The organism is uncultured Thalassospira sp. (genome assembly GCF_963976115.1).
Lineage (GTDB): Bacteria > Pseudomonadota > Alphaproteobacteria > Rhodospirillales > Thalassospiraceae > Thalassospira.
Genome location: NZ_CAXBJJ010000013.1, coordinates 124,928 through 151,655 on the forward strand (window position 1 = coordinate 124,928; position 26,728 = coordinate 151,655).

A 26,728-nucleotide genomic window follows, 5' to 3' on the forward strand; every position below is an offset into this window, starting at 1 on the left:
TATGCCGAAGCAACCTGCCAAAGGACCAAGTCAGCGACAGTTGCGCGTGGCGGAGGAAATCCGCCAGGCGTTGTCGCGCGCTCTTGAACGTGGTGACATTTACGATCCGGAACTGACGCGCCGCCCGGTCACAGTGACCAAGGTGGATTTAAGCCCGGATATGCGCAATGCAATGGTTTCGGTAACGCCCCTTGGCGGGGGCGATGCCAAACCAACCCTTGATGCCTTGAAACGCCAAAAGGGTGTTTTGCGCAGCCATGTTGCCAATAGCGTGCATATGAAATATGTCCCGGCATTGCGGTTTCTCGAAGATACCAGCTTTGATATCGCCGATAATATTGGTGCTTTGCTGCGCGATCCGCATGTCGCACAGGATCTGTCGTCCGATGAGGACGCGGACGATTATGATAAAGAGGACACCTGATGGCGCGTCGGCGTCGCGGTAAAATCATAAGCGGCTGGCTTGCGGTCGACAAACCTCTTGAGATCACGTCTTCAACCGTGGTTAATCAGGTGCGTCGTCTGCTTGATGCAGCCAAAGCCGGGCATGGCGGGACGTTGGACCCGCTGGCAACCGGTGTTCTGCCCATTGCATTTGGCGAAGCGACCAAAACGGTTGCCTATGTCATGGATGGCAGCAAAAGTTATCGTGTTACCCTGAAATTCGGGGAATCACGCACCACAGATGATGCCGAAGGCGAGGTAAACGCCACATCGGACCATCGCCCGACCCGCGAGGAAATCGAGGCTGTGTTGTGTGAATTCACCGGTGAAATTCAGCAGGTACCGCCAAAATTTTCGGCGATCAAGGTAAATGGCAAGCGTGCCTATGATCTTGCCCGCCGCGATGAAGACGTGGTTTTAAAAGCCCGTCCGATTTTGATAAAAGATCTTCGACTGGTTGACATGCCTGACCGCGACCATGCCGTGTTCGATGTAATATCGGGCAAAGGGGCATATATGCGGTCGCTGGCGCGCGATATTGCGTTGCGCCTTGGTTCTGTCGGCCACATTTCCGCGCTCCGTCGGACATCGGCGGGGCCTTTTGCAGAAGGGGACTCCATTCCGTTGCAAACTTTGCTCGAAATGGACCCCGAGGCGGTAATGGAAAAACTGCTTCCGGTCGAGACCGCGCTGGACGACATCCCGGCGCTGGCCCTGACCGAAGTCGAGGCACAACGTCTTGCCAGCGGGCAGCCTGTCGGGCTGTTGGCTGTTGCGAAACGAAGTGACCTCGGAACTCCCGTCGCCCAGGACGGAATCGTTTGTGCCATGTTAAACGACCGCGCTGTTGCGCTGGCCGAGATTCATGGCGGCGAAATCCGCCCGGTGCGTGTATTTAATCTTTAAAGGCGAAAGGATGCCTGATGTCGATTACTGCTGAACGTAAAACCGACCTGATCAAAGAATTCGGCCAGAAAGAAGGCGATACCGGTTCCCCCGAGGTCCAGGTTGCTATTTTGACCGAACGGATCAAAAACCTGACCGAACACATGAAAGAGCACAAGCACGACTTCCATAGCCGTCGTGGTCTTTTGATGATGGTTGGCCAGCGTCGCCGGTTGCTGAAATACTTGCAGCGCAAAAATACTGAACGTTACGAAGCGATTATCGCGACCCTCGGTATTCGCCGCTGATTTTGACGCGCGGCGGAGCGGTTTTACCCTCCGCCGTCGTTTTTTATTGTCCCGCGGATCGGGAGATACGGGAGAGCACGCCAGAAAGGCTGGTCACGCTCGGATTGTCCGGACCCATTAATTATGCTGCCTGACTTAAAAGCCTCATAATTAATGTGTTCGGATCTCGTGTTACAATTGCTTGGTCCGCAAGTAGGTTTGGAAGGAAGTAATATGTTTAATGTCGTCCGTAAGGAAATGCAGTGGGGTGATGCCAAGCTGGTTTTGGAAACCGGCAAGGTTGCCCGTCAGGCAGATGGTGCGGTTATGGTCACCTATGGTGAAACCGTGGTTCTGTGTACTGCTGTCGGTGCCAAGTCGCCGCGCCCGGACATCGATTTTTTCCCGCTGACCGTGAATTACCAGGAAAAGGCATTTGCCGCTGGTAAAATTCCGGGTGGTTTTTTCAAGCGTGAAGGCCGTCCGTCAGAAAAAGAAACCCTGGTTTCCCGCCTGATCGACCGTCCGATTCGCCCGTTGTTTCATCCGCAATACCGCAATGAAACCCAGATCGTTTGTACCGTTCTGTCGCACGACATGGAACACGATCCTGACGTCGTTGCCATGATTGGCGCCTCTGCTGCCCTGACCATTTCCGGCCTGCCTTTCCTCGGCCCGATCGGTGCGGCGCGTGTGGGTTATAATGACGGTGCCTATGTTCTGAACCCGGCCACCGAAACCGTTAAGGGGTCGGCTTTGGACCTGGTGGTTGCCGGTACCCGCGAAGGCGTGATGATGGTTGAATCCGAAGCCTCGGAGCTTTCGGAAGAAATCATGCTGGGGGCTGTTAAATTTGGTCATGACCAGTTCCAGGCCGTCATCGACCTGATCATTGATCTGGCTGAAGATGCCGCCAAAGACCCGCGTGACATTGCTGGTCTGCCGGAAGGGTATGACGCCCTGGTCGAAAAAATTGCCGCCCTGGGAACCGACAGCCTGACCGCTGCTTATGGCCATGTTGTCAAACAGGACCGTTCGGCGGCTGTTTCGGCTGCCAAGGAAGAAATCCTTGCCAAGCTGGCTGACGAAGAAATCGCCGATGCCCTGAAAGGCAAGATTTCCTCGATCCTCAAGAACCTGGAAAAAGACATTGTTCGCGGTGCCATTCTGAAAACTGGCAAGCGTATCGATGGTCGTAGCGGTTCCGACGTTCGCCCGATCATGGGTGAAGTTTCGGTTCTGCCGCGTGCGCATGGTTCGGCTCTGTTTACCCGTGGCGAAACCCAGGCGCTGGCAGTTGCCACCCTTGGTACCGGCCAGGACGAACAGATCGTTGATGCCCTGGATGGTGAATACCGTGAAGGCTTCATGCTGCATTACAACTTCCCGCCCTACTCGGTTGGTGAAGCTGGCCGTATGGGGTCGCCGGGACGTCGTGAAATCGGTCATGGTAAACTGGCATGGCGCGCGATTCATCCGTTGATGCCGGCCAAGGAAGCTTTTCCTTATACCGTGCGGATCGTTTCGGAAGTGACCGAATCAAACGGTTCATCCTCGATGGCGACCGTTTGCGCGACTTCGCTTGCGATGATGGATGGCGGCGTTCCGCTGGTTCGTCCGGTTGCGGGTATCGCAATGGGCCTGATCAAGGAAGCCGACGATTTTGCCGTTCTGTCCGACATCATGGGGGATGAAGATCACCTTGGCGACATGGATTTCAAGGTTGCCGGTACCGAAGTTGGTATTACCTCGTTGCAGATGGACATCAAGATCACCTCTGTCACCGCAGAAATCATGCAGATCGCCCTGGGCCAGGCCCGCGATGGCCGTTTGCATATTCTGGGTGAAATGTCCAAAGCCCTGCCGGAAGCCCGTGGTGAAGTTTCGGGCAATGCCCCGACCATCACCCAGTTCAGCATTCCGCGCGACAAGATCCGTGATGTTATCGGTTCTGGCGGCAAGGTTATTCGTGAGATTTGCGAAGAAACCGGTGCGAAGGTCGATATCGAAGACGATGGCTCGATCACTGTTGCTCATACCGATGGTGCAAAAGGCAAGCAGGCTGTTGACTGGATCAAATCGATCGTTGCAGAACCTGAATTGGATCATATCTATGATGGTAAGGTTGTTAAGGCTGTCGATTTCGGCGCATTCGTAAACTTTTTTGGTGCGCGTGACGGCCTGGTCCACATTTCGGAACTGGCACAGGAACGTGTCAAACAGGTATCCGACGTGGTTAAGGAAGGCGATCAGGTCAAGGTCAAGGTCATTGGTTTCGATGACCGCGGCAAGATCAAATTGTCGATGAAGCGCGTCGATCAGGAAACCGGCGCGGACCTTGATGCTGCTGAAGCCTGATTGAAGGTATGTGAGAGTGGGCGGCGATAACAATAACAGGCCGCCGCCCTTTCTTCACGTGCATTCGGATGACCCGCTCATCTGAAAAGCCGAATGGGAGAGACAAATTTGAAAGCCCTTAAACCGCTCGTCATGTCGGGAAAAGAGGTTCTACCTTTGGTCGAAGGTGGAAAAGGCATCTCTGTTTCGACAGGTCAAAGCTCAGGCGCCTGGGCTGCGGCCGGTGGTATCGGCACTTTTTCCGCTGTCAACGCCGACACCTTTGATGCGGACGGCAACATTGTGCCGATGACATATGAAGGCAAAACCCGCGGTGAACGTCATTACGAACTGATTTCATATGGCATTGCAGGCGGTATCGCCCAGGCACAGGTCGCTCATGAAACCCGCAACGGCGAAGGCCGTTTGCACATGAATGTGCTGTGGGAAATGGGCGGTGCCGAAGAGATTCTCGAAGGTGTGCTTGAGGGCACAAAAGGCCTGGTTCATGGTGTTACCTGCGGTGCAGGCATGCCGTATCGGGTTTCGACAATTGCGGCATCGTTCGGGGTTTATTATTACCCGATCGTGTCTTCGTCGCGTGCGTTTCGCGCGCTTTGGCTGCGGGCCTATAAAAAGGTTCCCGAGTGGCTGGGCGGCGTGGTTTACGAAGATCCGTGGCTTGCCGGGGGACATAACGGTCTGTCAAATTCCGAAGACCCGCTGGTCCCGGAAGATCCGTTCCCGCGTGTACGGGCACTGCGCGAATTTATGAATTCCGTTGGTCTTAATGATGTTCCGATCATTATGGCTGGTGGTGTGTGGTTCCTGCGCGATTATGAAGACTGGATCGACAATCCTGAAGTGGCCCCGGTGGCGTTTCAGTATGGTACGCGCCCACTTCTGACGCAGGAAAGCCCGATTTCCGAAGAATGGAAAAAGCGGCTTGTGACCCTGAAAAGTGGTGAAGTCTCGCTCCATAAATTCAGCCCGACCGGCTTTTACAGCTCGGCGGTGCGCAATGCGTTTCTTGAAGACCTGCATCAGCGCTCGGATCGTCAGGTGCGTTATTCGCGAACTGCCGAGGCCGATCTGCATGTGGGGATTCCGCTGGGCCGTCGCGGGCGTCCGATTTATGTCCGCGAAGACGATGCCGACAAGGTGCGCGGCTGGCTTGCGGCTGGTTACAGCGAAGGCATGCCGACACCCGATGACACCATGGTCTTTGTCACGCCCGAAAGCGCGCTTGAGATCAAGAAAGATCAGATCGATTGCATGGGCTGCCTGTCCCAGTGCCAGTTTTCGAACTGGCAGCAGGGTGAAGGTACGACCGGCAAACGTGCCGATCCCCGGTCTTTTTGCATTCAGAAAACCCTGCAAAACATTGCGCATGGTTTTCCGGTTGAACATGAACTGATGTTTGCCGGACATAATGCCTATAAATTCGGCGAAGATCCGTTTTATGCCAACGGTTTTGTCCCGACGGTCAAACAGCTTGTTGACCGTATTGCGACCGGCGACTAACCGGTTTGCACGGGTCAACCCCGCGTTGTATAGAAAAAGTGAAGGGCTGGTCATTGACCGGCCCTTTATTTTTCCACTAAGGCGCCAAATGATCACAAGAATAATTATAGTTGATCAAAATCAAAGAAAACGCCATTAAGGTTCGCCTAATATAGCCTCGAAATCAAAGGGCAGTTGTCTTTCAACCGCCGGTTCGAAACTTCATCGAAGGGGCACCATCATGACCATCCAGCGGCCTTACACCCACGCGCTCAACCGTCTTAAAGAAGCCGGTCTGCGCCCGACCCGCCAGCGCCTTGCACTGGCCCGTTTCCTGTTTGATGCCGGTCCCCGGCATGTCACTGCCGAGCAGCTTCATTCCGAAGCCATGGCGCAGCATGTGAAAGTTTCGCTGGCAACGGTTTACAACACCCTGCACCAGTTTACCGATGCCGGTCTGATCCGTGAAATCGTCGTAGATTCCGGTCGGTCCTATTTCGACACCAATGTCGCACCGCATTATCATTTTTATTGCGAAGATGACGGCAGCCTGGTGGATATTCCTGCCGATGCTGTGCATCTGGCGCGCATTCCCAATATGCCGCGTGGCACTGAACTTTCATCGGTTGATCTGGTTTTTCGTTTGCGCCGCCAGCAGGAACGCCACGTTGCTGCCTAAGCAATAATAGACGTGATAACATCGGGTTTTCATCATTGATGTAAGCCGCTGGTTATTTGACGGCATAATGCCCAACGTGCAAGTGCATGTTATGCCTTTCACATTTTGGTCGTTGCTATGACAGGGTGATGAAAATGAACCGGCGCGTTGCCAAACGCCCCTTTGGTTCTTGACGCGCATCGATATTGGCACAAATAGAAGGACGGCAATGCGGGGTTCCGTGTGCCGTCCTTTTTAATTCCTATCGTAAAAGAAACAGGGGGCCCATGTGGCGTTAAAGGGAACACGTACCGAGGAAAACCTGCGGGCAGCCTTTGCGGCTGAAGCGGCGGGGAACCGGCGTTATCTTTATTTTGCCCAACAGGCTGATATCGAAGGAATGACCCAACTGGCCGGCCTGTTTCGCAGTGCTGCCGAAGCCGAAACCGGCCATGCCTTTGGTCATCTGGAATTTCTTGAGCAATGTGGCGACCCGCAAACCGGGTTGCCGATTGGCAATAGTCGCAAAAATCTGCGCGCAGCCCTGATGGGCGAACGTGACGAAGGTGAAAATTCCTATCCTGAAATGGCACGTGTGGCCCGCGACGAAGGCCTTGACGATGTTGCCGCCTGGTTTGAAACTCTGGCCCGGGTTGAAGCCCAGCATGCCAGCCGCTTTGAACGGGCCTTGCGCGACATTGGCGAGCCTGTTGATGGCGGTGCCGCAACAGTGGACGTTGCGGCGTCGGCGCGGACCAAAGGTTCGCTCTGAAGGCAAGATCCAATAATTGCAACGGGCGTGTGTCGTTTATGAGTGTGTGTTGGCAGGTTATTGTGCAACGGCCTGTGTTTTATGTGTCTCCATTGCCGGATGATGTTGTGAATGTTCATTGTTAACCTGACCTATCTTGTCGATCTGGCGAAAATTGATGCCGACCTGCCCGCACATGTGGAATGGCTGAAGCAGTGTTATGGCACAGGCAATTTCATTGCATCGGGCCCGAAAAAACCGCGCGAGGGCGGCATTATTCTGGCGCGGTGTTCGCGCGAAAATCTGGATCTTTGCCTGGAAGCTGATCCTTTTTGGCAAAAGGGATATGCCCGCTATGACATCATCGAATTTGAGCCAAATATGATGGCCAATGGACTGGAAACATTGCTCTAAAGCACTTTTCCTTTAATACGCCCCATTTTGTTTGTTTTTGGCGTGTCGTTTGGCAAGGCACAGCGCGCTGCGCGATGCGGCGCATCGGGCGAGCGGTGTAACGCCGCCAAACACCGCCAAAATCAAACCCTGTGGGCCAGCGCAGTCTGCCGCCTGGCCGCGTCGAAATCCTTGTCCGTAAACCCATTACGCCCTGCGGACTTCTCCTTGCCAGGCGGCAGACTGCACTGGCAAAATGGGTCATATTAAAGGAAAAGTGCTTTAAAGCATATTAAAGGAAATATACTTTAAGGCTCTGATGACAAGCATAGGAGACGGAAAAGATGACTGAGATTATCATCGGTGCGGACATCTCGAAAGACCATATTGATCTTCACAGGCTGCCGGACGGCGAAAGACTGCATGTGAGCAATGATCGCAAAGGTTTTGCCGCCATTGTCAAATGGATCGATAGCGCGACCCTGGACCACCTTGTTTACGAGCCGACCGGCCCTTATCACAAAGCGTTTGAATGCTTTATGATGACAAAAGGATTGCGGCTTTCCAAGGTCAATCCCCGTTTTGCCAGGCGCTTCTGCGAGGCAGCCAAGACAGACAGGATCGATGCGGAACTTTTGGCCCGTTATGGCCAATTGCTGCAACCACGCATATTGCAAACCCAAACGCATATCCTCAGCGAGTTGAAGGAATTGCATGCTGCACGGCAAGCCCTTGTCAAAGACAGGACGGCGGCCAAAAACAGAAGCAAAAACCTTGTCAATCCGCTGCTTAAAAAGCAGAATGCCGCCCGCCTCAGACAAATTGAAAGCCAGTTAAAGGCCGTCACCGAGTCGATTATGACACTGGTCAGCAACGATCAGACCCTGAAGGCCAGATACGATATTCTCGTCTCTATTCCCGGGCTGTCGCAGATCACTGCCTTTGCCCTTCTCATTGAAATCCCGGAACTTGGAGAGCTTGACGAGAAGGCCGCCGAGCCCTAAGCGACCTTGCGCCAATGACCCGCCAGTCATGACGCAGGACTGGACGCGCCTTTGTGACGGGCGGAAGGGCTATCGTCCGCCGGGCGCTTTATATGTCGGCCATCGTCACCATTCGTTTTAAAGCATATTAAAGGAAATATGCTTTAGCTCAACATTATTGATGCGGGCGTTGTGCCATCCACACCTGATTGGTGGCATATTTGGGCGGCTCATCGTTAAATCCTGAATATTCCGAAATCGAAACAAACCCGCAAAGCTCCAGCATCAGGGCCATTTCGGCGCGGTGCACCCAGCGCATGTGATGCCAGTTATCCTCGCGGTGCAAGACATGCCCGTCGGAGGTGATTTCCTCAAACCGCCAATGTTCGGAAAACTGCTGGGTCAGCGGATTGTTGGTGCGCTCCATCGCGGTAATGCGCAATTTGCTACCCGCAGAGCCGATATTTTCGGGCATGGGAAACAACGGCAATGGCACAATTTCCGGGTCGCCTTCTGGCAGGCAATAGCGCAAATCAGGGTCGATCAAATCAAATACCAGCCTGCCACCGGGCATCAAATGGGCAAAGGCGCGCTCCAGGGCGGCGCGCTGACCGCGGGCGGTAACAATTTCCTGCAAGCCCCGAAACGGAATTATGATCAGGGCAAACGGACGGCCCAGATCAAAGTCGCACATATCGGCATGGTGAAAACGCTGGGCAGGGTATTTTTGCCGGGCGATGGCCAGCATCGCCTCGGATAAATCCAGCCCCTCAACGGCAATGCCATTTTGGGCAATTTCAGCACAGATCCGCCCGGTGCCACAGCCAAGCTCCAGCACCGGACCACCGGATTTTAACGCCTGATCACGGTAAAAGGGCAGGGGATCGTCAAACAGTTTACGGTCCAGTTCGGCGCGCAAATCATAACTGGCAACATTCAACCCGCCAGCGGGGTAAAAACCGGGCTGTTTTGACGGGTTGGCAGGGGTCATTCAAAATCCAGATCGGCATAATGTGCTGCGGGCGGAAACCCAACCTGGCGATCGGCCAGAATGTCGCGCATCGACGGGCGGCTTTTAATCCGCATATACCATTCCTTGGCCCGTTCATGGCGCGCCCATTTAATGTCGCCCATATAGTCGATAACCGAAATTTGGGCCGCAGCGGCAATATCGGCCATCGTCAAACGGTCGCCCGCCAGCCATTTACGCCGTTCAAACAACCAGCCCAGATAATCCAGATGATGCCCGACATTGACCCGGCCCGCCCGCAGGCAGCCGGTATCAGGGGTGGACCCCTTGGCGAAATAACGTTTCAGGTATTTTTCGCCCAACAGATTATCGGTGACTTCGGTGTTAAACTTGCCATCAAACCACGCCACAAGGCGGCGAATTTCAGCGCGCTCCACCGGGGTTTTGCCCATCAACGGATCATCGTTGTAAACTTCATCGATATATTCACAAATAACCGTCGAGTCTGCGATGACGGTGCCGTCTTCTTCCTGCAAGACCGGTACTTGACCGGCCGGGTTCAGGCGCAAAAACTCCTCGCGCCGCTCCCATACCGGTTCGGAAACCAGGTCAAAATCCAGTTTCTTTTCCGCAAGAACCAACCGTACCTTGCGCGAAAATGGAGACAGCCAGAAATGATATAATAGACGCATGGTCAGCAGCTTACCGATCAAGAATGAAGATGTGACAAATTCACGGCTTTTGACCCGGTTTGGGATCGATTTGCAATGGTTTTAAAAAACATGTGTCAGGGTGTGATGTAAAGCTATCCCTGCGCCTGACCGCCATGCCGGTTTAACATGTCACCATTATGACGCCTAATCGTTAACAAAACGAATTAAATCATCGCATTATTGCGTGTTTGCGCCAGTGCCCACAGGGCATCAAGGTCCAGGCATTGTTCCAAATGATCGGCCAGACCATCCAGTGTGGCCTCAATTTCGGCTTCGAAGGCAATGCTTTGCCCCCATATTTCCTGCCCGGCAATCGCGGCCAAATAGGCCCTGCGAAAATCATCGCTGGCAAAAATGCCGTGTAAATAACATCCCATCACCCGGCCCAGACCACCAATTGCCCCATCTGCTTCACCGGCACTTTTACCCCCGGCGACAGAACCACCTTCATTGCCTGTGGTCACAACCCAGCCAAACGCGCAGTCCGCCCCGGTGGTTTGGCCCATATGAATTTCATATCCGCTAAGGGCTGTGCCATCGGGCACCGGGCATAGGGGGGCATTACCCGCTACCACAGCCTTGCCCTGGCGCAGGGTTTTGCGCCCCGCCATCACGGTTTCCACATTGAGCAAACCCAGCCCGGCCTCGTCACCCGGCGCGCCCTCCACCCCGTCAGGGTCGCAGACCATATTGCCCAACATCTGATAGCCACCGCAAATGCCCATGACATGGCCGCCATTACGCCAATGAGCTTTAATATCAATGTCCCAGCCCTGTGCCTTTAAAAACCGCAAATCGGCCAAGGTCGATTTGCTGCCAGGCAGCACCACCAGATCGCAATCCACCGGCATCACTTCGCCCGGTTTCACCAAAACAAGATCAATGCCCGGTTCGGCCAGCAGGGGGTCAAGATCGTCAAAATTGGCAATCTGAGGATAATGCGGCACGGCAACCCGCACCAGAGGCACATGGCCCGTATACGGCGCGCCAGTCTCGGCACCAGAACCCGCATGAGCATCGATATCGTCGCGCGTCGCGCGCAAACCATTCTTTTTACCGCTATGTGCCAAATCGGTACGCACCGACCGGCGATACCGTTCCGTCTGGCCCAGTGCCACGCCGTCTTCGGGTGGCAATTTTGCCGCGCCTGGCCAAAACGTTGCAATACCAAAACTTTTAAGCCCGGTCTGGTCGGCAATAATATCAAGTGCGGGTTCAAACAGCGACACATCGCCGCGAAACTTGTTGATGATATAGCCCTTTAACCACTGACGATCACTGTCTGATAGCAAAACATGGGTGCCAACGATTGACGCAATCACACCGCCACGGTCAATATCGCCGACCAGCACCACCGGGGTTTTTGTCGCCTCGGCAAAGCCCATATTGGCAATGTCGGCCGCACGCAAATTCACTTCTGCCGGCGACCCGGCCCCTTCAACAATTACAAGGTCGGCATCCCTGGCAATAATATTGAAACTGTCGATCACGCGGGGCAGCAAATCGCGTTTCAGGCGGTAATAATCGCGCGCCAGGGCGTTGGTTAACACCTGTCCCTGCACCACCACCTGCGCACCAATGTCGCTTTGCGGTTTTAACAATACCGGGTTCATATGCACGCTGGTATCCACCCCGCAGGCCCGGGCCTGCAAGGCCTGTGCACGGCCAATTTCGCCGCCATCGGCAGTGACGGCAGCATTATTGGACATATTTTGCGGTTTAAACGGGCGCACCCGCAGGCCCCGCCGGGCAAAGGCCCGGCACAGACCCGCGACAAGCAAGGATTTCCCCACATCCGACCCCGTGCCCTGCAACATCAGGGCCGGGGTGGTGGTCTTGGTCGCCGCAATACCGCCTGGCAATTTCATTGTAAAACCGAAACTTTCTGTGCTGACGGGTCAAAACGCCCCGATCAAAACGGCCTGATGAAAGCTGCCTATTAAAACTCGACCCCGATCTGGGCCTTGATCCCCTGTTCGCGAAACGGATGTTTGACCATCGTCATTTCAGTCACCAGATCGGCCGCTTCGATCAGTTTTTCCGGGGCATTGCGCCCGGTAATCACCACATGCTGATCAGGCAGTTTGTCAACAAGGGCGGCCAGAACATCATCGAGTGGCACAAAATCATAGCGCAAAACAATGTTCAATTCGTCAAGAATGACCATGGCATAAGACGGATCGCGCATCATTTCGCGGGCTTTTTCCCATGCCTGGCGGGCCAGGGCAATATCCTGGGCGCGGTTTTGCGTTTCCCAGGTAAACCCGGCCCCCATGGCGTGAAATTCGCACAGCTCGGGGAATTGTGCCAACAACTTTGCCTCGCCGGTTTCCCAGCCGCCCTTGATAAACTGCACCACACCGACCTTCATGCCATGCCCCACACACCGCATCGCCATGCCAAAGGCCGAGGATGATTTACCTTTACCCTTGCCGGTATGGACAATCACCAGGCCTTTTTTGTCGATTTTCTCGGCCATCATGCGGTCACGCGCGGCTTTGATTTTTTTCATTTTTTCATCGTGGCGGGCATTTTGGTCGTCTATGGCGGTTGCCGCTGTCGGCGTTGCAATCGTTTGGGTACGATCCGTCATTGGCTTTTCCATCCTTGCTGAAATACGGGCGATCTTGCGTCCCTTTTATGATGCCAAAGTCGGCCAAAGCCCGATGACAATCAAGAAGGATTGTCAATTTTCCGCACAAGGCTCTTGCCGCCCGGCGACCGTGACATGCACAAACGCAAAACGGTACGCCATGTCACAACGGCGTACCGTTTCGGTATAAACACAGCAATCAGCACGCGTTAACCTGTCCCTAACGCGACACCACACCCAGGTCGGCGGCGACCAGATCGGCCCATTTTGCCGGTTCGCGCATGTCGGTATTGGCCAGTTCGGGGCGGCGCATCCGGGCCTTGTTAAACAATTGCAGCCGGTCGCCGGGCGACATTTGCCGCAACCGCACCAACGCCTTTGCCATGCCTGCATTAGGTGCTGTTGCCGGTTTTTGAAAACTTTGTTCAATCTGTTCCAAACGGCGTTCGGCCCAGTTGCGGCTGGCAACCACAGCGGCAATCAGGCTGCGGAGATCGCGCACCACGGGGAATGTTTTTTGCCGAATATGTGCCAGCGACACCGTTGCCTGCCACACCGGTTTTTCAACGCCTTGCAAATAACGCCAGTAAATGCGTTCGCGCGATTTGATGTGTTGGTTTGCAGGCAGGGGGAAATGGCCGCCCAATTCACATAAACCTTCATGAAACAGGTCCTGGCTAACCGGTTGATGGCATTTATTGAAATGGTCGCGCAAGGCCAAAACCGCGCCAATCGCCCCACGGGCCGGGCGCGTATTGCCTTTACCGTGCAAGTCATGGCGCAACCACTGGGGCACATCCTGCCCGGATAAAAGAAAATCGATAATTTCCGCATGCCCGCTATGGGCGGGGGGCGGTGTTTGCGCATAATGGGGCAAACGAACCTGTTTTAAAGTCTCCATCGCGGCCTCCTGCCTTGGGCCTGGCGCATTTTTTACCGGCTGTTATCGCCGATGCGTCCCGGCCCCAAATGGGGTGACTCTTCGCCCAACCAAGGGTTAATAATGTATTAACGCATAAATTACCCGGTTTCGAAACGTTAAACTTTACCAAAATGGTCAAAAATACCACTTTTTGGGGTCAATTAACGAATCTGCTACAATATACAGGTGCGGCACAGGCACAGCAGGGTTGTTTCTGTATCGATCCAAATTTCAAATTCCGGCCTGTCCGTGCCGCCAGTCGCGCATCGGTTGACACCATCTTCAAAGACATTGCCTGTCAGCGGCAGTTTTCAACCTGTCCGGCCAGGTCATAATTTGCCACCATACCGATAAAGCCATACTGCTTTATATCCGCACACACCGCCGCCAAATCGGCCCCGTCTTCGCGATATTCCACCGCAAAAACCGGCTTGTTCTGCTGATGATACGGCGTGAAATCTGCTAAAAAGTTATCCCGCCATGCCGATTCAAGCAGGGCAAAATCCATCTCGTTAACCAGATCACTGATCAGATCAGGGGCGTTTTTTTGCCCAATCGCCAAACCGCGTTTATGGGCCTGCCCAATCAACCAGTGCAGATATGCCACCTGGTCATCGCGGGTGATATCGAACCCGGTTTCATTATCGTACCCGTCAATGTTATCGGGTTCGACGGCCAAAAACCCTTTGTCGGCGCATAAATCCAGCCTTGCTTCCATCACCGGGGCAGGGGCCTTAAAATGGCTGATATCAAGCCATCTTTCGCCCTGCCAACCATCATAAGCCGCCCCGATCACGTCGTCGGGGAAATCAATGGCGTCATCGCGCCAGTCCTCAAAGGCCCCCACATTGACATAACACACAGGATAAAGCCCCTGATCGCGCCATTTTTTCACCTGTGTGGCGGGCGTGTCGAACACATCGCTATCAATAACCTTTGTTCCCGGCGCGGGCACGACATCGCCCTGCAATTGCCAATGCAGCGCCCCGTTGGGGACCGGTGACCACGTTGCCGCCGCCGTTTGGGGTGCAGCCGTGGCAATTGCAGGCAACATTAGCAGCAGAGTTGATAAAATCAGGCACGACCTTGCAAAAAAGGCAATTTTTCCCACCCACATTGCTTTACCGGGCTTCATCGCGCCCCTCCATTAAATTGGCGGCAACGCTGTTGCGCTTTGGTTGCCATAATCCGCGGTCAATCGCCTCGGCCAGCCGGTCGCGAATGTCTTTCAGGGCATCAGGGTTATGGGTGGCGATAAAATCGCGCACCGCATCGTCGCCCAGATAGGCGTCATAGACCAGATCAAAATGATGGTTGGCGACACAGCGCGCGGTGGCGGCAAAAGCAAACAGATAATCCACCGTTGCCGCCATTTCAAAAGCCCCCTTATAGCCGTGGCGCATAACACCCGTGATCCATTTGGGGTTCACCACACGCGCCCGCACCACCCGGGCGATTTCTTCGTCCAGAGTACGGATTTTCGGGCTTTCGGGGCGGGAATGGTCATTATGATAAACCACCGGCTGCTGGCCCGATATATGGCGCACCGCCGATGTCATTCCGCCTTCGAACTGATAATAGTCGTCGGAATCGAGCACATCATGCTCGCGGTTATCCTGATTATGAACAATGGCATCCACCGCCCCCAACCGGGTTTCAAAAACATCGCGGGCCGCTTCGCCGCTGGCCCCGTTGCCATAGGCATAACTGCCCCATGCCAGATAGGCATCGGCCAGGTCGGCCTCGTTTTCCCACAATTTTTCGTCGATCATCGCCTGCAAACCGGCCCCATAGGCCCCCGGTTTGGAGCCAAAAACACGAAACGCCGCCTGTCGCGCCGCCAAAACGGCATCCACACCATCGGCTGTCAGCTTGGCTGTTTCGGCGCGAACCCGTCGGGCAATCGGGTTCATATCGGTCGGTTCATCGTTCAGGGCAGCCACCGCGCGCACGGCACTGTCAAACAAATCGATCAGGCCGGGAAAAGCATCGCGGAAAAAACCGGAAATGCGCAGGGTAATGTCGATGCGCGGGCGGCCCAATAACGTAATCGGAATAATTTCAAACCCGGTCACCCGGCGCGATGCGGAATCCCATGTCGGTTTTACCCCCATCATCGCCATTGCCTGGGCAATGTCATCGCCGCCTGTACGCATGTTGCTGGTCCCCCACACCGACAGGCCAAGAGCCGCTGGCCATTCGCCATGTTCCTGCACATGGCGTTCCAATAACAATTCGGCCGACTTCCAGCCCAATTGCCACGCCGCCGGGGTCGGTACGGTTCGGGTATCGACCGAATAAAAATTCCGCCCGGTCGGCAAAACATCGGGTCTGCCCCGTGTCGGCGCGCCTGACGGCCCCGGTTCGACAAACTTGCCCGCCAACCCGCGCAAAAGCCCGTTAATCTCGGCAGCCCCGCATTGGGTTATCGCCGGGCGCAGGGATGTTTCGATATCGTAAATAACATCGATGGTCTGAATCCAATCCCCTGGGGCGGCTTTTTCCCCCGCCACCAAATCCATTGCCAGCAATTCCAGCCGCTCGACCGTGTCGCCATGGGTGCGCCATGCGCCGCAGACCGCGTCATAATCGCGCAAGGCCTGCGGGCGGTCGCCTTGCCACACATCGCCCATCACACAATCAAGCGGATCAAACGCCGTTTCAGGGTCTGGCAACAAGTCGCGCACCAGCGCACGGTGCAGTGACGCCGTTGCCCCGGCATCCTTGCCACGCGGCAAACGGGCAAGGGCCACCAGCAAGTCGGTCAAAAGGCGACCTTCCGGGGCCTTGCCAAAAATATGCAAGCCATCCCGGATTTGCAGTTCTTTCAGCTCGCACAAATAATTGTCGAGTTTTGCCAGGGCCGATTCTTCGTCTTCGCCCGGGGCAATGCCGCAATCGCGGTCCAGCCCGATGCGCACGGCCAGTTCCAGAATATCGCGCTTTAAAAGCTTTAACCGGCGCGGATCAACGGCCGCGGCATCGTAATATTCATCAACCAGAGCCTCCATATCCTTCAGCGGGCCGTAACTTTCGGCACGGGTTAAGGGCGGAGTAAGGTGGTCGATAATGACGGCCTGGGCGCGGCGTTTGGCCTGTGTGCCTTCGCCGGGATCATTGACAATAAACGGGTATAAATGCGGTGTTGGGCCAAAAACAGCCTCGGGAAAGCAATTTTCGGACAAAGCCAGCGATTTGCCCGGCAGCCATTCCATGTTGCCATGTTTGCCAAAATGAATAATGGCATGGGCATCAAAGCTGTGCCGCAGCCAGATATAAAAGGCAAAATAGCTGTGCGGTGGCACCAGATCGGGGGAATGATAGCTTTCCAGCGGGTCGATATTATAGCCGCGTGCCGGTTGCAGCCCGATCACGACATTGCCCATGGGCACAATCGATAAAACAAACCCGCCCTGTGACGCGCGATAAAACGGGTCTTTTTCCGGGGCACCCCAACGATCCGTGACCTGATTTTGCAGGGCAACGGGCAAAGCCGCGAATGCCGCTTGATAATCGGCCATGGGCAGGGTGATACGCACAACACGCTGATCAAGCGATTTAAAATCGTTGGTTGGCCCGGCCTTGACCCGGGCAATCAAATCAGCACCATCGTCGGGCAGGTCGCAGATGTCATAGCCAGCAGCCTGCAGGGCGTGAAGGGTTTCCATCATGCCTGCTGGCGTATCTAACCCCACGCCGTTGCCCAAACGGGCATCGCGGTTGGGGTAATTGGCCATCACCATGGCCACCCGTTTTTCGGCCACCGGGGTTTGGCGCAACCGCACCCAGTTTGCCGCCAGTTGGGCAACAAAACCCACCCGGTCGGCCACCGGGATATATTTAACCAGATCAATTTGCGTTAACGCATCGCGCCCGGCAGATCCCTTAAACGAAATGGCGCGGGAAAATATCCGCCCGTCCACCTCGGGCAGGGCGACATTCATGGCGATGTCGCGTGCGGCCAGCCCGTTCACCCCGTCGCGCCATGCCGCAGCACTACCACCCGATAACACCACCTGCATCACCGGTGCATCCACCGCATCAAACGGGCTTTCACCGCGCACAACACCCGGCACGGCAAGGGCAAAGCCGGTGGTATTTAAAATCAGGTCCGATTGCGATTGCGCCAGCCATTCTGCCACCAGGGCAGCGGCCACCGGGTCTTTCAGGCTGGAAACAAAAACCGGCAGGGCGTTAATCCCGGCTTTATCAAGCGCGCCAATCACGGCGTCAATCACATCAAGGTTGCCCGCCTGAACCAGCGCACGGTAAAACACAATTGCCGCTACCGGGCGATCTGCGTGCCATTTAGCCCCAATGTCGGCCAGCGACAAACCGGTTGTGCCGGGCCAATAGAGACCGGCCTTAACCAGCGGAGCCGGCGGTTGCCAGTGCCAGTCACGATCAGGCGTCAGGTATTCATAAACATATCGCAACAAATTGTTGGCATTGCCCGGCCCGCCTTCGACCAGATAGCGCCAGATCTGTTGCCATGCCTGTCCTTTCAGGGTTGAAAGCGACAGCATTTCTCCGTCGGGCTGATCATCGCCGGGCAACAAAACCAGCGGAATGTCATTTTCGCGCGCATGGGCAACAAGTTGTTCAATGCCATATTCCCAATAACCGCGCCCGCCCAGCACCCGGACAATGATAAACCGGGCATGGGACACCACATCATCGAGATACAGATCAACCGACATGTTATGGCCCAGCTGCAACAAACTCGCCAGGCGCAGCGACGGAATATTGTCCTCAAATTCCGCGTGTAAACCGGTTTGCGCCGATGCCAGGCAGGCCAGCTCGGATTCTGCTGCCGACAGAATAACAACATCACCGGGGCTTTGCCCCAGATCGACGGCTTCGCTGCCATCCGTGATCGTGCCCGGCTGTGCGGCAAGTAAATGCATAAAACGCAACCTGTCTGGTAAAATGGGCGCAGAAACACCGGCAAGGTAAAACCCTGCCGGTCAAAAAACAGGACAGGGTTATGCAATGGCATTTCCCCGCCCGTTCTGACTTTCTCAGGCGGCCAGAATGGCCTTGGCAATCGCGGCCTGGTCCATATCGTGCAAGCCAATCACCACCAAACGCGACTGGCGGGTTTCGCCTTCCTGCCACGGACGGTCAAAATAACGCTGAAACCGTTCGCCAACACCCTGCACCACATGGCGCATGGCCTTGCCCGGCACATTGACAAACCCCTTGATGCGCAGCACGTCAAAATCACGAACAACCGCGATCAGGCGTTGTTCCAGTGCCGCCGGATCGCTAACGTCATCCAGCGTCACGACAAAACTTTCAAAATCATCATGATCATGCTCATGCCCGTCATCATGATGGGACGGGCGGCTTTCCAGATCATCCTCGGCAGCCGCACCAAGGCCCAGCAAAACCGCATTTTCAATGCGCGCATGGTCGGTTGAAATGATCTTGACCGACGGGCGTTTCAGCTCTGCCCGAATGTCGGCTTCCACCTTGGCCAGCTCGTCGCTGCTTAAAAGGTCGATCTTGTTAAGAACCACCATATCGGCACAATGGAGCTGTTCTTCAAACAGTTCCTCAAGCGGGCTTTCATGGTCCAGATTATCATCTGCTTCGCGCAGGGCCTGCACGGCGGCATGGTCATGGGCAAATAACCCGTCGCGCAGGGCCGCGGCATCGAGCACGGCAACCACGCCATCAACCGTCACGCGCGAGCGAATTTCCGGCCAGTTAAAGGCCTTTACCAGCGGCTTGGGCAGGGCTAAACCAGAAGTTTCGATGACGATATGATCGGGCGGGGTGTCGCGATCCAGCAATTTTTGCATGGTCGGGACAAAATCATCGGCAACCGTGCAGCAAATGCAGCCATTGGCCAGCTCCACCACGTCTTCTTTCGCACAGCCTTCGATGCCACAGCCATTGATGACTTCCATATCAACGCCGACATCGCCAAATTCATTAATGATCAGGGCGATGCGCTTGCCCCCGGCATTTTGCAGCATGTTGCGAATCATGGTGGTTTTACCCGCGCCCAGAAAGCCGGTAATCACGGTCGCGGGGATTTTACCCAAATGCGCCATAGTCTTTAAATCCTTGATAAAATCGGATGTTCAAACATCGGATATGAAATTATTTAACCGCCATCGGAATGCCTGCAATCACCAAAGTCACCCGGCTGGCAAGGGCGGCAATGCGCTGATGCAAACGCCCGGCATGGTCGCGAAAGGCCCGTGCCATCGCATTTTCGGGCACAATGCCAAAACCGACCTCGTTTGAAACCAGCAATACCGGCAAAGCCAGGCGGGGTAACAGATCGCACAGCTGATCAATTTCCTGATCAATGTCGTTTTCATTGATCATAAGGTTGGTCAGCCACAGGGTCAGACAATCGACCAGTACCGGTCCTTCACTGTCCTGATCTAACCGCGACAAAACCCCGCATAAGTCATGCGGTTCCTCGATTGTGGCCCAAAGCGGGCCGCGGCGTTGTTTATGATGGCTGATGCGATCGCGCATTTCGTCATCCCACGCGCGACCGGTGGCAATATAGGTGCCCCCGCCAGCAGCAATGACCATGTCTTCGGCAAATTTGCTTTTGCCAGACCGCGCGCCCCCCAATATCAGGTGAACGCCGTTTTCAATTACAGTTGGGGCCATGGCCCGTCGTTTCCTTGCGCTATGGTCTCCACCCGAGACCCGGTTGCATAGATCCTGCGTGCTATCGCACGGGGACCGCTTCTGGCAGGTTTCCTGGCTTCGGGCATGTTGGTTATTTCCCTTCCCAAAGGATTTCAAATCCTATCCTTCAGTGGGTGGCAGGTACGTCCTGCCATAAATAACCCGACCCGATACAGTTGCGGGGGCAGCACCGGCCTTGCACCGGATTTCCCATCACCAAACAGCGACGCGACACTAACTCAAAAGACTCTGGATTAGAAGAGGCCGCTTTGTTGATACAATTTTCCCCCATTAAGAGAGAACTGGAATCACAGAGAACGTAAAGGTTGATATTTACAATAAAATCAGCGTCTTAGAGAAATGACAAACCGCAATAGCAAGGCCAATGCGCGCGCTCAAAAACAAAAACCGCGAAAAACACAAAAACCGGCCCATTCCCAAGGACTTCACGCAAAGCATACCGCGTCTAAGCATCATTCAAAAAAACAGGCGCTCAGTATTTTCACTTAAAGAATAAGGGCTTCCTAGACGAAAGGTCAGTATTTGTAAGAATTGATATATTGAGGGCCGGTTCCCTTTGAGTGAACATTGAGCCAACAAAAATACGGAATGGAACTTGCCGATATCAAACACACCGGGAAAACCCGGGTGTCGAGGGTCCGAGCGCTGTCTGTAACCATCATTCCAGATAACAACAAAATTGTTTATCCCAATGGCTTTAGAAAAATATGTCGATGAGATTCGTGCTCAGGAACTTTTGATCTGGCAAACCACGTCGCGTCGCGACATGTGGACAAAACTGCTCGACCGACTGCAAAACGATACATCGCGTTTTGTCAGCTTTCTGGAACAGCACGCAGACGATCACGAGGTCGTTCTGCGTCGACGTCAGGTGCGTGCGCTTTACAAGGAAGACCCGGCACGGGGCATGGTTGCCGCCATCATATGGACGCATGCCAGAGGCATTCGCGTAAACGCCTTGTCGTTGCTGGCCCGCGACTTGCCATCCCTGGTCAATTTATTCGAATGCGACGATTTCGACGACGAAGCCTTGAACCATTTATTGGGACAGCCAGGTATTTCGGTGCCAACCGCCAGCAAAATGCTGTCTGCCTGTGGAAAAAAATATAACGGTATCCCGGCAGCCATTCTTGACGATGCCATTTCCAATGTCATCGAAAGCACCGAATTCGCCGAAGATTTCCCCCGTACCAATCGCTTGCGCGGCAAAGCGCGCAGCCGCCCGCTTGACTATTACAAAGCCTATCTGGCAGACCTGAACGAACACGCCACCAAACATCACATTTCCCACGACAATCTTGATCGTTTTTTGTCAGGATTCATTGCCAATAATAATGTGACTGAAAACCGCAAATCTGCCTGATCAGGCACCCCGGTCATTGCCATAATCCGGGGCAATGTCCGGGGCCACGTGCGGGCCATTCACACCAGGCCTTCCGCCCCAAAAATCATAGCGATATCAAAACAAAGTGTGCCGCCAGAAACAAAAGGGGCGCGCACAATCGGCAACATCTGCAAATATCTTACAGGGTCAGATTAACGCTGCCAATCCGCCAGCCGGGATTATCGGGTGCCTCAAGATAATCGATCCGGGTCATGCCCAACGGCGCAACATCAAACGTCAATGCTGCTGCAGGCGGAATATCCAATATTGATGCCAGAATGGCACGGATCGTGCCCCCGTGCAGCACAGCAACAATATTTCGTCCGGCATGTTCTGTGGTCAGGCTTTTAAAGGCCGTGCCCGCACGCACGGCAAGCTGGCTAAAACTTTCACCATCCGGTGGCACGGCATTGGCGTAATCATCCCAAAATATCTCGACCTGACGGGCCGGAATATCGGCCCATCGCAGCCCTTCCCAGGCGCCAAAATCCTGTTCGGCCAAAGCCGGAATAATTTGAATATCGGGAACAGCCGCCAAACCGGCGCCATCGCTTGCGCGCGCACATTCATCGTCGGCATCGCGCAATCCATCCAGCCGCTTTAACGTCTCAATACTGCGCGATAAATTGCTGGCAACCCGCACAATATCGGTTGGCAAGGTTGCGGCAATGCGTGCCAATAAAGCGTTATCGGCGAAAACGGCTGGCAAATCGGTACGGCCATAAATCACCCCACCGGGATTATCGACCGGCGCATGGCGGATAATCCACCAGCGGGTTATGGCAAATCCGCTCATCAAATCCCCCGCGACGCCACAGAAAGGATCGCTATCGCAACAAATAACTCGGCGATAATCTGGGCACTTCCCAAAACATCACCACTGTGACCGCCAATTTGCCATTTGGCAATAAACCCAACCATCAGACATGCACAGATCAAGGCCAGCAACCCAGCCAACATCATCACCGGCCCCCCCAGGAGCATGGTCACGATCACAACAGCAAACAAGGCCAGTAAAAACGGTATCAGGGCCGGACGCCCCGCACTGCGCCCCAAACCGTCGCTTCGGGCCGGGGGCAGCGCCATCATTAAAACCGGCATCGCCAGGCGCGAAAACATCGCGCTGATCATAAGGGCCGACAGGAAAATGCCGATCTCAAACGCCTGAAGGGCAACAAATAACCGTGTCGCAAACACCAGAACCAGCGCAACAACCCCGTAACTGCCAATCGCGCTATCACGCATAATTTCAAGTTTGCGTTCCCGGGTTGTTCCGCCACCAAAACCATCGGCGCAATCGGCAATGCCATCTTCATGCAAGGCCCCGGTCAGGATCACCATTGCCAGAATGGCAAAAACGCTGGCAAGACCGTTATTTCCACTTAACCATCCGATAGCCAGAGCAGGCAGAGCCGCAATCCCGGCCAAAAACAGGCCAATCAACGGCCAACACCAGACCGAACGGGCAATAAGCGCGGGCTGAAAATTAATCGATCCCACCCAAGGGACGCGCGACAACAACATCAGGGCGCGGCCAAAATCACCGCAAACCAGGTCATACAATCCCGCGTTTTCAGCGGTCTCTTGATCCTGGATCTCGTCACCGGCCTGCATTTGCGGCGTTGCGGAATCGGGTGCGGCATCGTTTTTTGGGCGAGTCTCATGGGAAGGCTGATTTTGGGGCACCGGTCATTTCCGATTTTCAAACTGGCAATTTGGCTATCGGCAGACTAATCATGGTGCGCACCAAAGCCAAGCCCCATTGCCTCACCCTTGGCATTTCCTGCCGCCCGGAGACCAAATTCATGTTCGATCCCAAACAACCGCCGCAAAATCTGGACGATATTCGCACCCTGATGGCCGATCTTCCTGCGGCTGATACAACAGCGCGTGACGCTGTTCTGGCGCGCGAACCCCAATTGACCAAACCGGAAGGGTCCCTTGGGCGACTGGAGGAAATCAGCCTGTGGCTGGCAAGCTGGCAGGGAAATGCCAAACCGCGTGCCAGCCGCCCGCGTGTGACCATTTTTGCCGGCAGCCACGGTATTTGCGCCCAGGGCGTTTCGGCCTTTCCTGTCAGTGTAAACCAGCAAATGGTAGAAAATTTCATCAATGGCGGTGCGGCAATCAATCAGATTTGCAAGGCGGTTGATGCCGAATTGCGGGTTATGGAAGTGGCATTGGAAATTCCGACCAATGATTTCAGCCACGAAGCCGCCATGCTGGACGAAGACTGCGCCGAAGCCATGGCCTTTGGCATGAGTGCGGTTGAAACCGGCATTGATATTTTTGTGCCCGGCGAAATGGGCATTGGCAACACCACTGCGGCGGCCGCCATTGCCCACGCCTTGTTTGATGGCACCCCGGCTGACTGGACCGGGCGGGGAACCGGCATAGATGATGCCACCCTTGAACGCAAAACCCGCGTGGTTGGCGATGCGGTTATTTTACACCGCAACCAGATGCACGACGGACTGGATGTGTTGCGCTGCGTGGGCGGCCGCGAAATTGCGGCGATGGCCGGTTCAATTCTGGCAGCACGGTTCCTGCGCGTGCCCGTGGTGCTGGACGGGTATGTGTCCTGTGCGGCGGCGGCCATTTTGTTTAAAATGCGCAAAGACGCCCTGGATCATTGCCTGATCGGGCATATGTCCGCCGAACCGGGCCATAAAAACCTGATCGAAAAACTGGGTAAAAAACCGTTACTGGAATTTGGGATGCGCCTTGGCGAAGGATCCGGAGCGGCCCTGACATTGCCGCTGCTGCGCGCAGCTGCCGAATGTCATAACGGTATGGCAACGTTTGAAACCGCCCATGTCAGCCCGCGCGAAGATAACTGATCGCAACTCATAATCGGCCTTTGGCCGCGTTTGGGCAAAAACCCCAGCCCGAAACGTTCGACAAAAACATCGTCAGGTTTTGGGAATTTTCACACCGCCAGATCCTGTTCTGGCGGTGTTTTCATTTTACAGCCCGCGCCAGGACAGGCCGCATGGCCAGATCCTGGCCTATTTTTTAGGCCGTGCATATTCGTTCAAAAGCTGTTCAACATAGCGGCCCTGGAACATGGTGATATTGACCGAATGGCCAAAATCGATGGCCGCCTTGTCATCACAGCGGCACATGATAACGCGGGTATCCCCGGCCACATTAATGGCATCGCGAATTTCATCAATTTTTTCGGTCGAAAGCGCGGCCATTTCCGGTGCCCACATCAGTTTGATGGTATCAACACCCAGCTTGTTGCGGTTGATATAGGGCAGGGACAAGTGGCTGATGCCATCAATGCTGATGCGATATCCCCGATCCCGACAAAAATCGCGGGCAAAGAAATAGGCCCCAAGATCGGCAAAAATGTCGATCTTCTGCAATTCCAGAACAATCGTTCCGCGCTGCCCGGCCTTTACATTGCTGTCAAAGGTCAAAAAATCGGGCGAGAGCAGGGTTGATACATTCAAATTAATACTGACAGAGCCGGAAACACTGGTGTCATTGGTCCGTGACAGCAATGCCAGCATCCGGCGGTCCAGAATTTCGGTCAGATGCTGAAACAACCAGCGATTGGATGTCACATTTACATCCGGCAACAAGGTATGTTGCAAATCGCGGATTGAAATAAACAACTCGTGAAAAACCGGGGTCGGTTGCGCATCACCAACCACAGCACAAATGGCCTGCCGACGCATCAGGTTCGATAAATCGGCCCGGCGCAGGGCTTCGTCAATCCGGCTCAGAATTTTGGGTGTCAGCGGCGCTCCGTCCTGATTCTGATCCGGGGCGTCATTGTGGCGCTGTGCGGCTTCGCTCACAACCTTTTCCCGGCCCGCATTGCTGCGCACCAGACGCTGAGTCAGATGCAGGAAGTCCTTGTATTCCTTATCAACATCAAAAAAATCTGTGAAACTGCCGGGCTGGCCGTCAGGGTCGATACCATCGCTTAACAACGGATCATCGTTAAACAGAAATTTCAGGCGAAAAATGGCCGCATTGACTTCATCAACGCGGGTTTGGTCATAAATAAAAATAATATCCTGATTGGACAGGAAAAACAGCCGCCCCGTTGCAACCGGCACCAGTTCCTCGAACGCCGTCAGGCAGGTGCGTATGTGGTGGTCGCGACGGTTATAATTTTGCAATTTTGAAATATGCACATGTACAGCACCCACACCCTGTCGCCGACGTTCCAGCCGCCGGACATAATCAACCAGAAACGCCTCGGGTGAGGGCAGTGAATTATCAGACATATTTACCCGGTTGTTTGCACATTTGATCCGAAAATACGGATTCTGAATTAACATAATGTTTCATCATTAACAGCATATGTATCCAACACCCGCAAATTGTCGAATATTTTCTTGAATTCTGCCATCACGTTCGGCCTGATAAGCCATAGCCACACAGAAATCAAAGTGCTAGTTTCGCCGCGATCATAACCGTGAGAGATTGTGGATTGATATATGGCGACGCAAGTGCATCCTGATAACCGGTCCTGTCAAATTTCCTGGCATGCCGCCATCCTGGTCCCCCATAAGACGTCCGCCATTTGATCATCCTGATCCAGAACTGTTTCCGTGGCCTGATCGCGTGATGTGGCCGAACTTTCATAAATTAAGATATGAGCCGAAAAATGGACATTAACACGTTTTTTGATGCCGAATTTGACGAGCATTTTGACCTGGTCAACAAAACCCGCGAGGCCACCCGCGCCCCCTTTATCAAGCTGGTTGACCTGTGTGCCGATGCCTTTAACGCTGGCAACAAACTGCTGTTTTTCGGCAATGGCGGCTCAGCGGGCGATGCCCAGCATATCGCGACCGAATTTACGGTTCGTTATGTCCATAACCGGCGCGCCCTTCCGGCCATCGCACTCACGACCGACAGTTCGGCCCTTACCGCGATCGGCAATGATTTTGGCTTTGACCATTTGTTTGAACGCCAGATCGAAGCCTTGGGCAAGCCGGGCGATATTGCCATTGGCATTTCAACATCGGGCAACAGCAAAAACGTCAATCTGGCTTTGACAAAAGCCCGCGAAATGGGCCTGATTGCCACCGGCTGGACCGGGCGTTCGGGCGGTGACATGGCCGCATTGTGCGATCCGGTCATGATCGTGCCAAGCCAGACCACCGCGCGCATTCAGGAAATGCACATCATGCTGGGTCAGATGCTGGTGGGTATCCTGGAATACCGGCTGGGCCTGCGCGACTAGTTTGCGCACCGCCAA

General features: G+C 54.6%; 24 protein-coding genes and 1 riboswitch. Of the genes, 12 read left to right on the plus strand and 12 right to left on the minus strand.

What is annotated here, in order from left to right; translation table 11 throughout:
• Position 1 precedes the first annotated feature (1 nt).
• From rbfA to AAC086_RS17515, 9 genes are all read left to right on the plus strand, one after another.
• Positions 2–424, plus strand: coding sequence for a 30S ribosome-binding factor RbfA (rbfA, locus tag AAC086_RS17475; RefSeq protein ID WP_339780608.1), 423 nt, complete (start codon positions 2–4; stop codon positions 422–424).
• Positions 424–1,350: a tRNA pseudouridine(55) synthase TruB gene (truB, locus tag AAC086_RS17480; protein WP_339780610.1), complete on the plus strand. Its 927-nt coding sequence runs from the start codon at positions 424–426 to the stop codon at positions 1,348–1,350. Before rbfA ends, truB begins: the two co-directional genes overlap by 1 nt.
• A gap of 17 nt (positions 1,351–1,367) precedes the next feature.
• Positions 1,368–1,637, plus strand: a complete 270-nt coding sequence (rpsO, locus tag AAC086_RS17485; protein WP_085578370.1) for a 30S ribosomal protein S15 — start codon at positions 1,368–1,370, stop codon at positions 1,635–1,637.
• A gap of 213 nt (positions 1,638–1,850) precedes the next feature.
• The gene (pnp, locus tag AAC086_RS17490; protein ID WP_339780611.1) at positions 1,851–3,974 is read left to right on the plus strand and encodes a polyribonucleotide nucleotidyltransferase; all 2,124 of its coding nucleotides are present in this window, start codon (positions 1,851–1,853) and stop codon (positions 3,972–3,974) included.
• A 108-nt stretch (positions 3,975–4,082) separates the two neighbouring features.
• Complete coding sequence (locus AAC086_RS17495) at positions 4,083–5,477, plus strand: nitronate monooxygenase (protein WP_339780669.1); 1,395 nt, start codon at positions 4,083–4,085, stop codon at positions 5,475–5,477.
• Between the two features lie 220 nt (positions 5,478–5,697).
• On the plus strand, positions 5,698–6,135 hold the full coding sequence (gene irrA / locus AAC086_RS17500) for an iron response transcriptional regulator IrrA (protein ID WP_339780613.1): 438 nt from the start codon (positions 5,698–5,700) through the stop codon (positions 6,133–6,135).
• A 268-nt stretch (positions 6,136–6,403) separates the two neighbouring features.
• Complete coding sequence (locus tag AAC086_RS17505; protein ID WP_339780615.1) at positions 6,404–6,886, plus strand: rubrerythrin family protein; 483 nt, start codon at positions 6,404–6,406, stop codon at positions 6,884–6,886.
• 111 nt (positions 6,887–6,997) lie between these two features.
• On the plus strand, positions 6,998–7,279 hold the full coding sequence (locus tag AAC086_RS17510) for a YciI family protein (RefSeq protein ID WP_339780617.1): 282 nt from the start codon (positions 6,998–7,000) through the stop codon (positions 7,277–7,279).
• Positions 7,280–7,602: 323 nt separating this feature from the next.
• Complete coding sequence (locus AAC086_RS17515) at positions 7,603–8,262, plus strand: transposase (RefSeq protein ID WP_339780618.1); 660 nt, start codon at positions 7,603–7,605, stop codon at positions 8,260–8,262.
• A gap of 154 nt (positions 8,263–8,416) precedes the next feature.
• Here the strand turns inward: AAC086_RS17515 and AAC086_RS17520 are convergent, their stop codons facing one another.
• From AAC086_RS17520 to cobU, 9 genes are all read right to left on the minus strand, one after another.
• Positions 8,417–9,232 (minus strand): class I SAM-dependent methyltransferase, encoded by an 816-nt coding sequence (locus tag AAC086_RS17520; protein WP_339780619.1) that lies wholly within the window; start codon positions 9,230–9,232, stop codon positions 8,417–8,419.
• A complete protein-coding gene (locus AAC086_RS17525; protein WP_339780620.1) occupies positions 9,229–9,903 on the minus strand; it encodes a glutathione S-transferase family protein in 675 nt (224 codons plus the stop codon). Before AAC086_RS17525 ends, AAC086_RS17520 begins: the two co-directional genes overlap by 4 nt.
• A gap of 185 nt (positions 9,904–10,088) precedes the next feature.
• Entirely contained in the window at positions 10,089–11,792 is a 1,704-nt protein-coding gene (locus AAC086_RS17530; protein WP_339780622.1) for a cobyric acid synthase, read from the minus strand.
• Positions 11,793–11,863: 71 nt separating this feature from the next.
• Positions 11,864–12,517 carry a cob(I)yrinic acid a,c-diamide adenosyltransferase gene (gene cobO / locus AAC086_RS17535; protein ID WP_339780623.1) on the minus strand — a complete coding sequence of 218 codons (654 nt, stop codon included), beginning with the start codon at positions 12,515–12,517 and terminating at the stop codon, positions 11,864–11,866.
• A 220-nt stretch (positions 12,518–12,737) separates the two neighbouring features.
• Complete coding sequence (locus AAC086_RS17540) at positions 12,738–13,418, minus strand: hypothetical protein (RefSeq protein WP_339780625.1); 681 nt, start codon at positions 13,416–13,418, stop codon at positions 12,738–12,740.
• Between the two features lie 319 nt (positions 13,419–13,737).
• Positions 13,738–14,574: an endo alpha-1,4 polygalactosaminidase gene (locus tag AAC086_RS17545; protein WP_339780626.1), complete on the minus strand. Its 837-nt coding sequence runs from the start codon at positions 14,572–14,574 to the stop codon at positions 13,738–13,740.
• The gene (gene cobN / locus AAC086_RS17550) at positions 14,561–18,346 is read right to left on the minus strand and encodes a cobaltochelatase subunit CobN (RefSeq protein WP_339780627.1); all 3,786 of its coding nucleotides are present in this window, start codon (positions 18,344–18,346) and stop codon (positions 14,561–14,563) included. The genes AAC086_RS17545 and cobN overlap by 14 nt, the downstream gene beginning before the upstream one ends.
• Before the next feature lie 114 nt (positions 18,347–18,460).
• A complete protein-coding gene (gene cobW, locus AAC086_RS17555; RefSeq protein ID WP_339780629.1) occupies positions 18,461–19,501 on the minus strand; it encodes a cobalamin biosynthesis protein CobW in 1,041 nt (346 codons plus the stop codon).
• A 49-nt stretch (positions 19,502–19,550) separates the two neighbouring features.
• A complete protein-coding gene (cobU, locus tag AAC086_RS17560) occupies positions 19,551–20,078 on the minus strand; it encodes a bifunctional adenosylcobinamide kinase/adenosylcobinamide-phosphate guanylyltransferase (RefSeq protein WP_339780630.1) in 528 nt (175 codons plus the stop codon).
• A 65-nt stretch (positions 20,079–20,143) separates the two neighbouring features.
• A riboswitch (cobalamin riboswitch) is annotated at positions 20,144–20,353 on the minus strand.
• Positions 20,354–20,811: 458 nt separating this feature from the next.
• On the opposite strand from cobU, the gene AAC086_RS17565 reads away from it, so the two are divergent.
• On the plus strand, positions 20,812–21,483 hold the full coding sequence (locus AAC086_RS17565) for a hypothetical protein (RefSeq protein ID WP_339780631.1): 672 nt from the start codon (positions 20,812–20,814) through the stop codon (positions 21,481–21,483).
• Between the two features lie 160 nt (positions 21,484–21,643).
• Here the strand turns inward: AAC086_RS17565 and AAC086_RS17570 are convergent, their stop codons facing one another.
• Positions 21,644–22,300 carry a histidine phosphatase family protein gene (locus AAC086_RS17570; protein ID WP_339780632.1) on the minus strand — a complete coding sequence of 219 codons (657 nt, stop codon included), beginning with the start codon at positions 22,298–22,300 and terminating at the stop codon, positions 21,644–21,646.
• A complete protein-coding gene (cobS, locus tag AAC086_RS17575; RefSeq protein ID WP_339780634.1) occupies positions 22,300–23,190 on the minus strand; it encodes an adenosylcobinamide-GDP ribazoletransferase in 891 nt (296 codons plus the stop codon). Before cobS ends, AAC086_RS17570 begins: the two co-directional genes overlap by 1 nt.
• 50 nt (positions 23,191–23,240) lie before the next feature.
• Between cobS and cobT the strand changes: the two genes are divergently transcribed.
• Complete coding sequence (cobT, locus tag AAC086_RS17580; RefSeq protein WP_339780635.1) at positions 23,241–24,344, plus strand: nicotinate-nucleotide--dimethylbenzimidazole phosphoribosyltransferase; 1,104 nt, start codon at positions 23,241–23,243, stop codon at positions 24,342–24,344.
• 168 nt (positions 24,345–24,512) lie between these two features.
• Here cobT and AAC086_RS17585 read toward each other — a convergent pair whose 3' ends face one another.
• On the minus strand, positions 24,513–25,748 hold the full coding sequence (locus tag AAC086_RS17585; RefSeq protein WP_339780637.1) for a hypothetical protein: 1,236 nt from the start codon (positions 25,746–25,748) through the stop codon (positions 24,513–24,515).
• Between the two features lie 383 nt (positions 25,749–26,131).
• On the opposite strand from AAC086_RS17585, the gene AAC086_RS17590 reads away from it, so the two are divergent.
• Positions 26,132–26,713 carry a D-sedoheptulose 7-phosphate isomerase gene (locus AAC086_RS17590; RefSeq protein ID WP_339780639.1) on the plus strand — a complete coding sequence of 194 codons (582 nt, stop codon included), beginning with the start codon at positions 26,132–26,134 and terminating at the stop codon, positions 26,711–26,713.
• Positions 26,714–26,728: the final 15 nt, after the last annotated feature.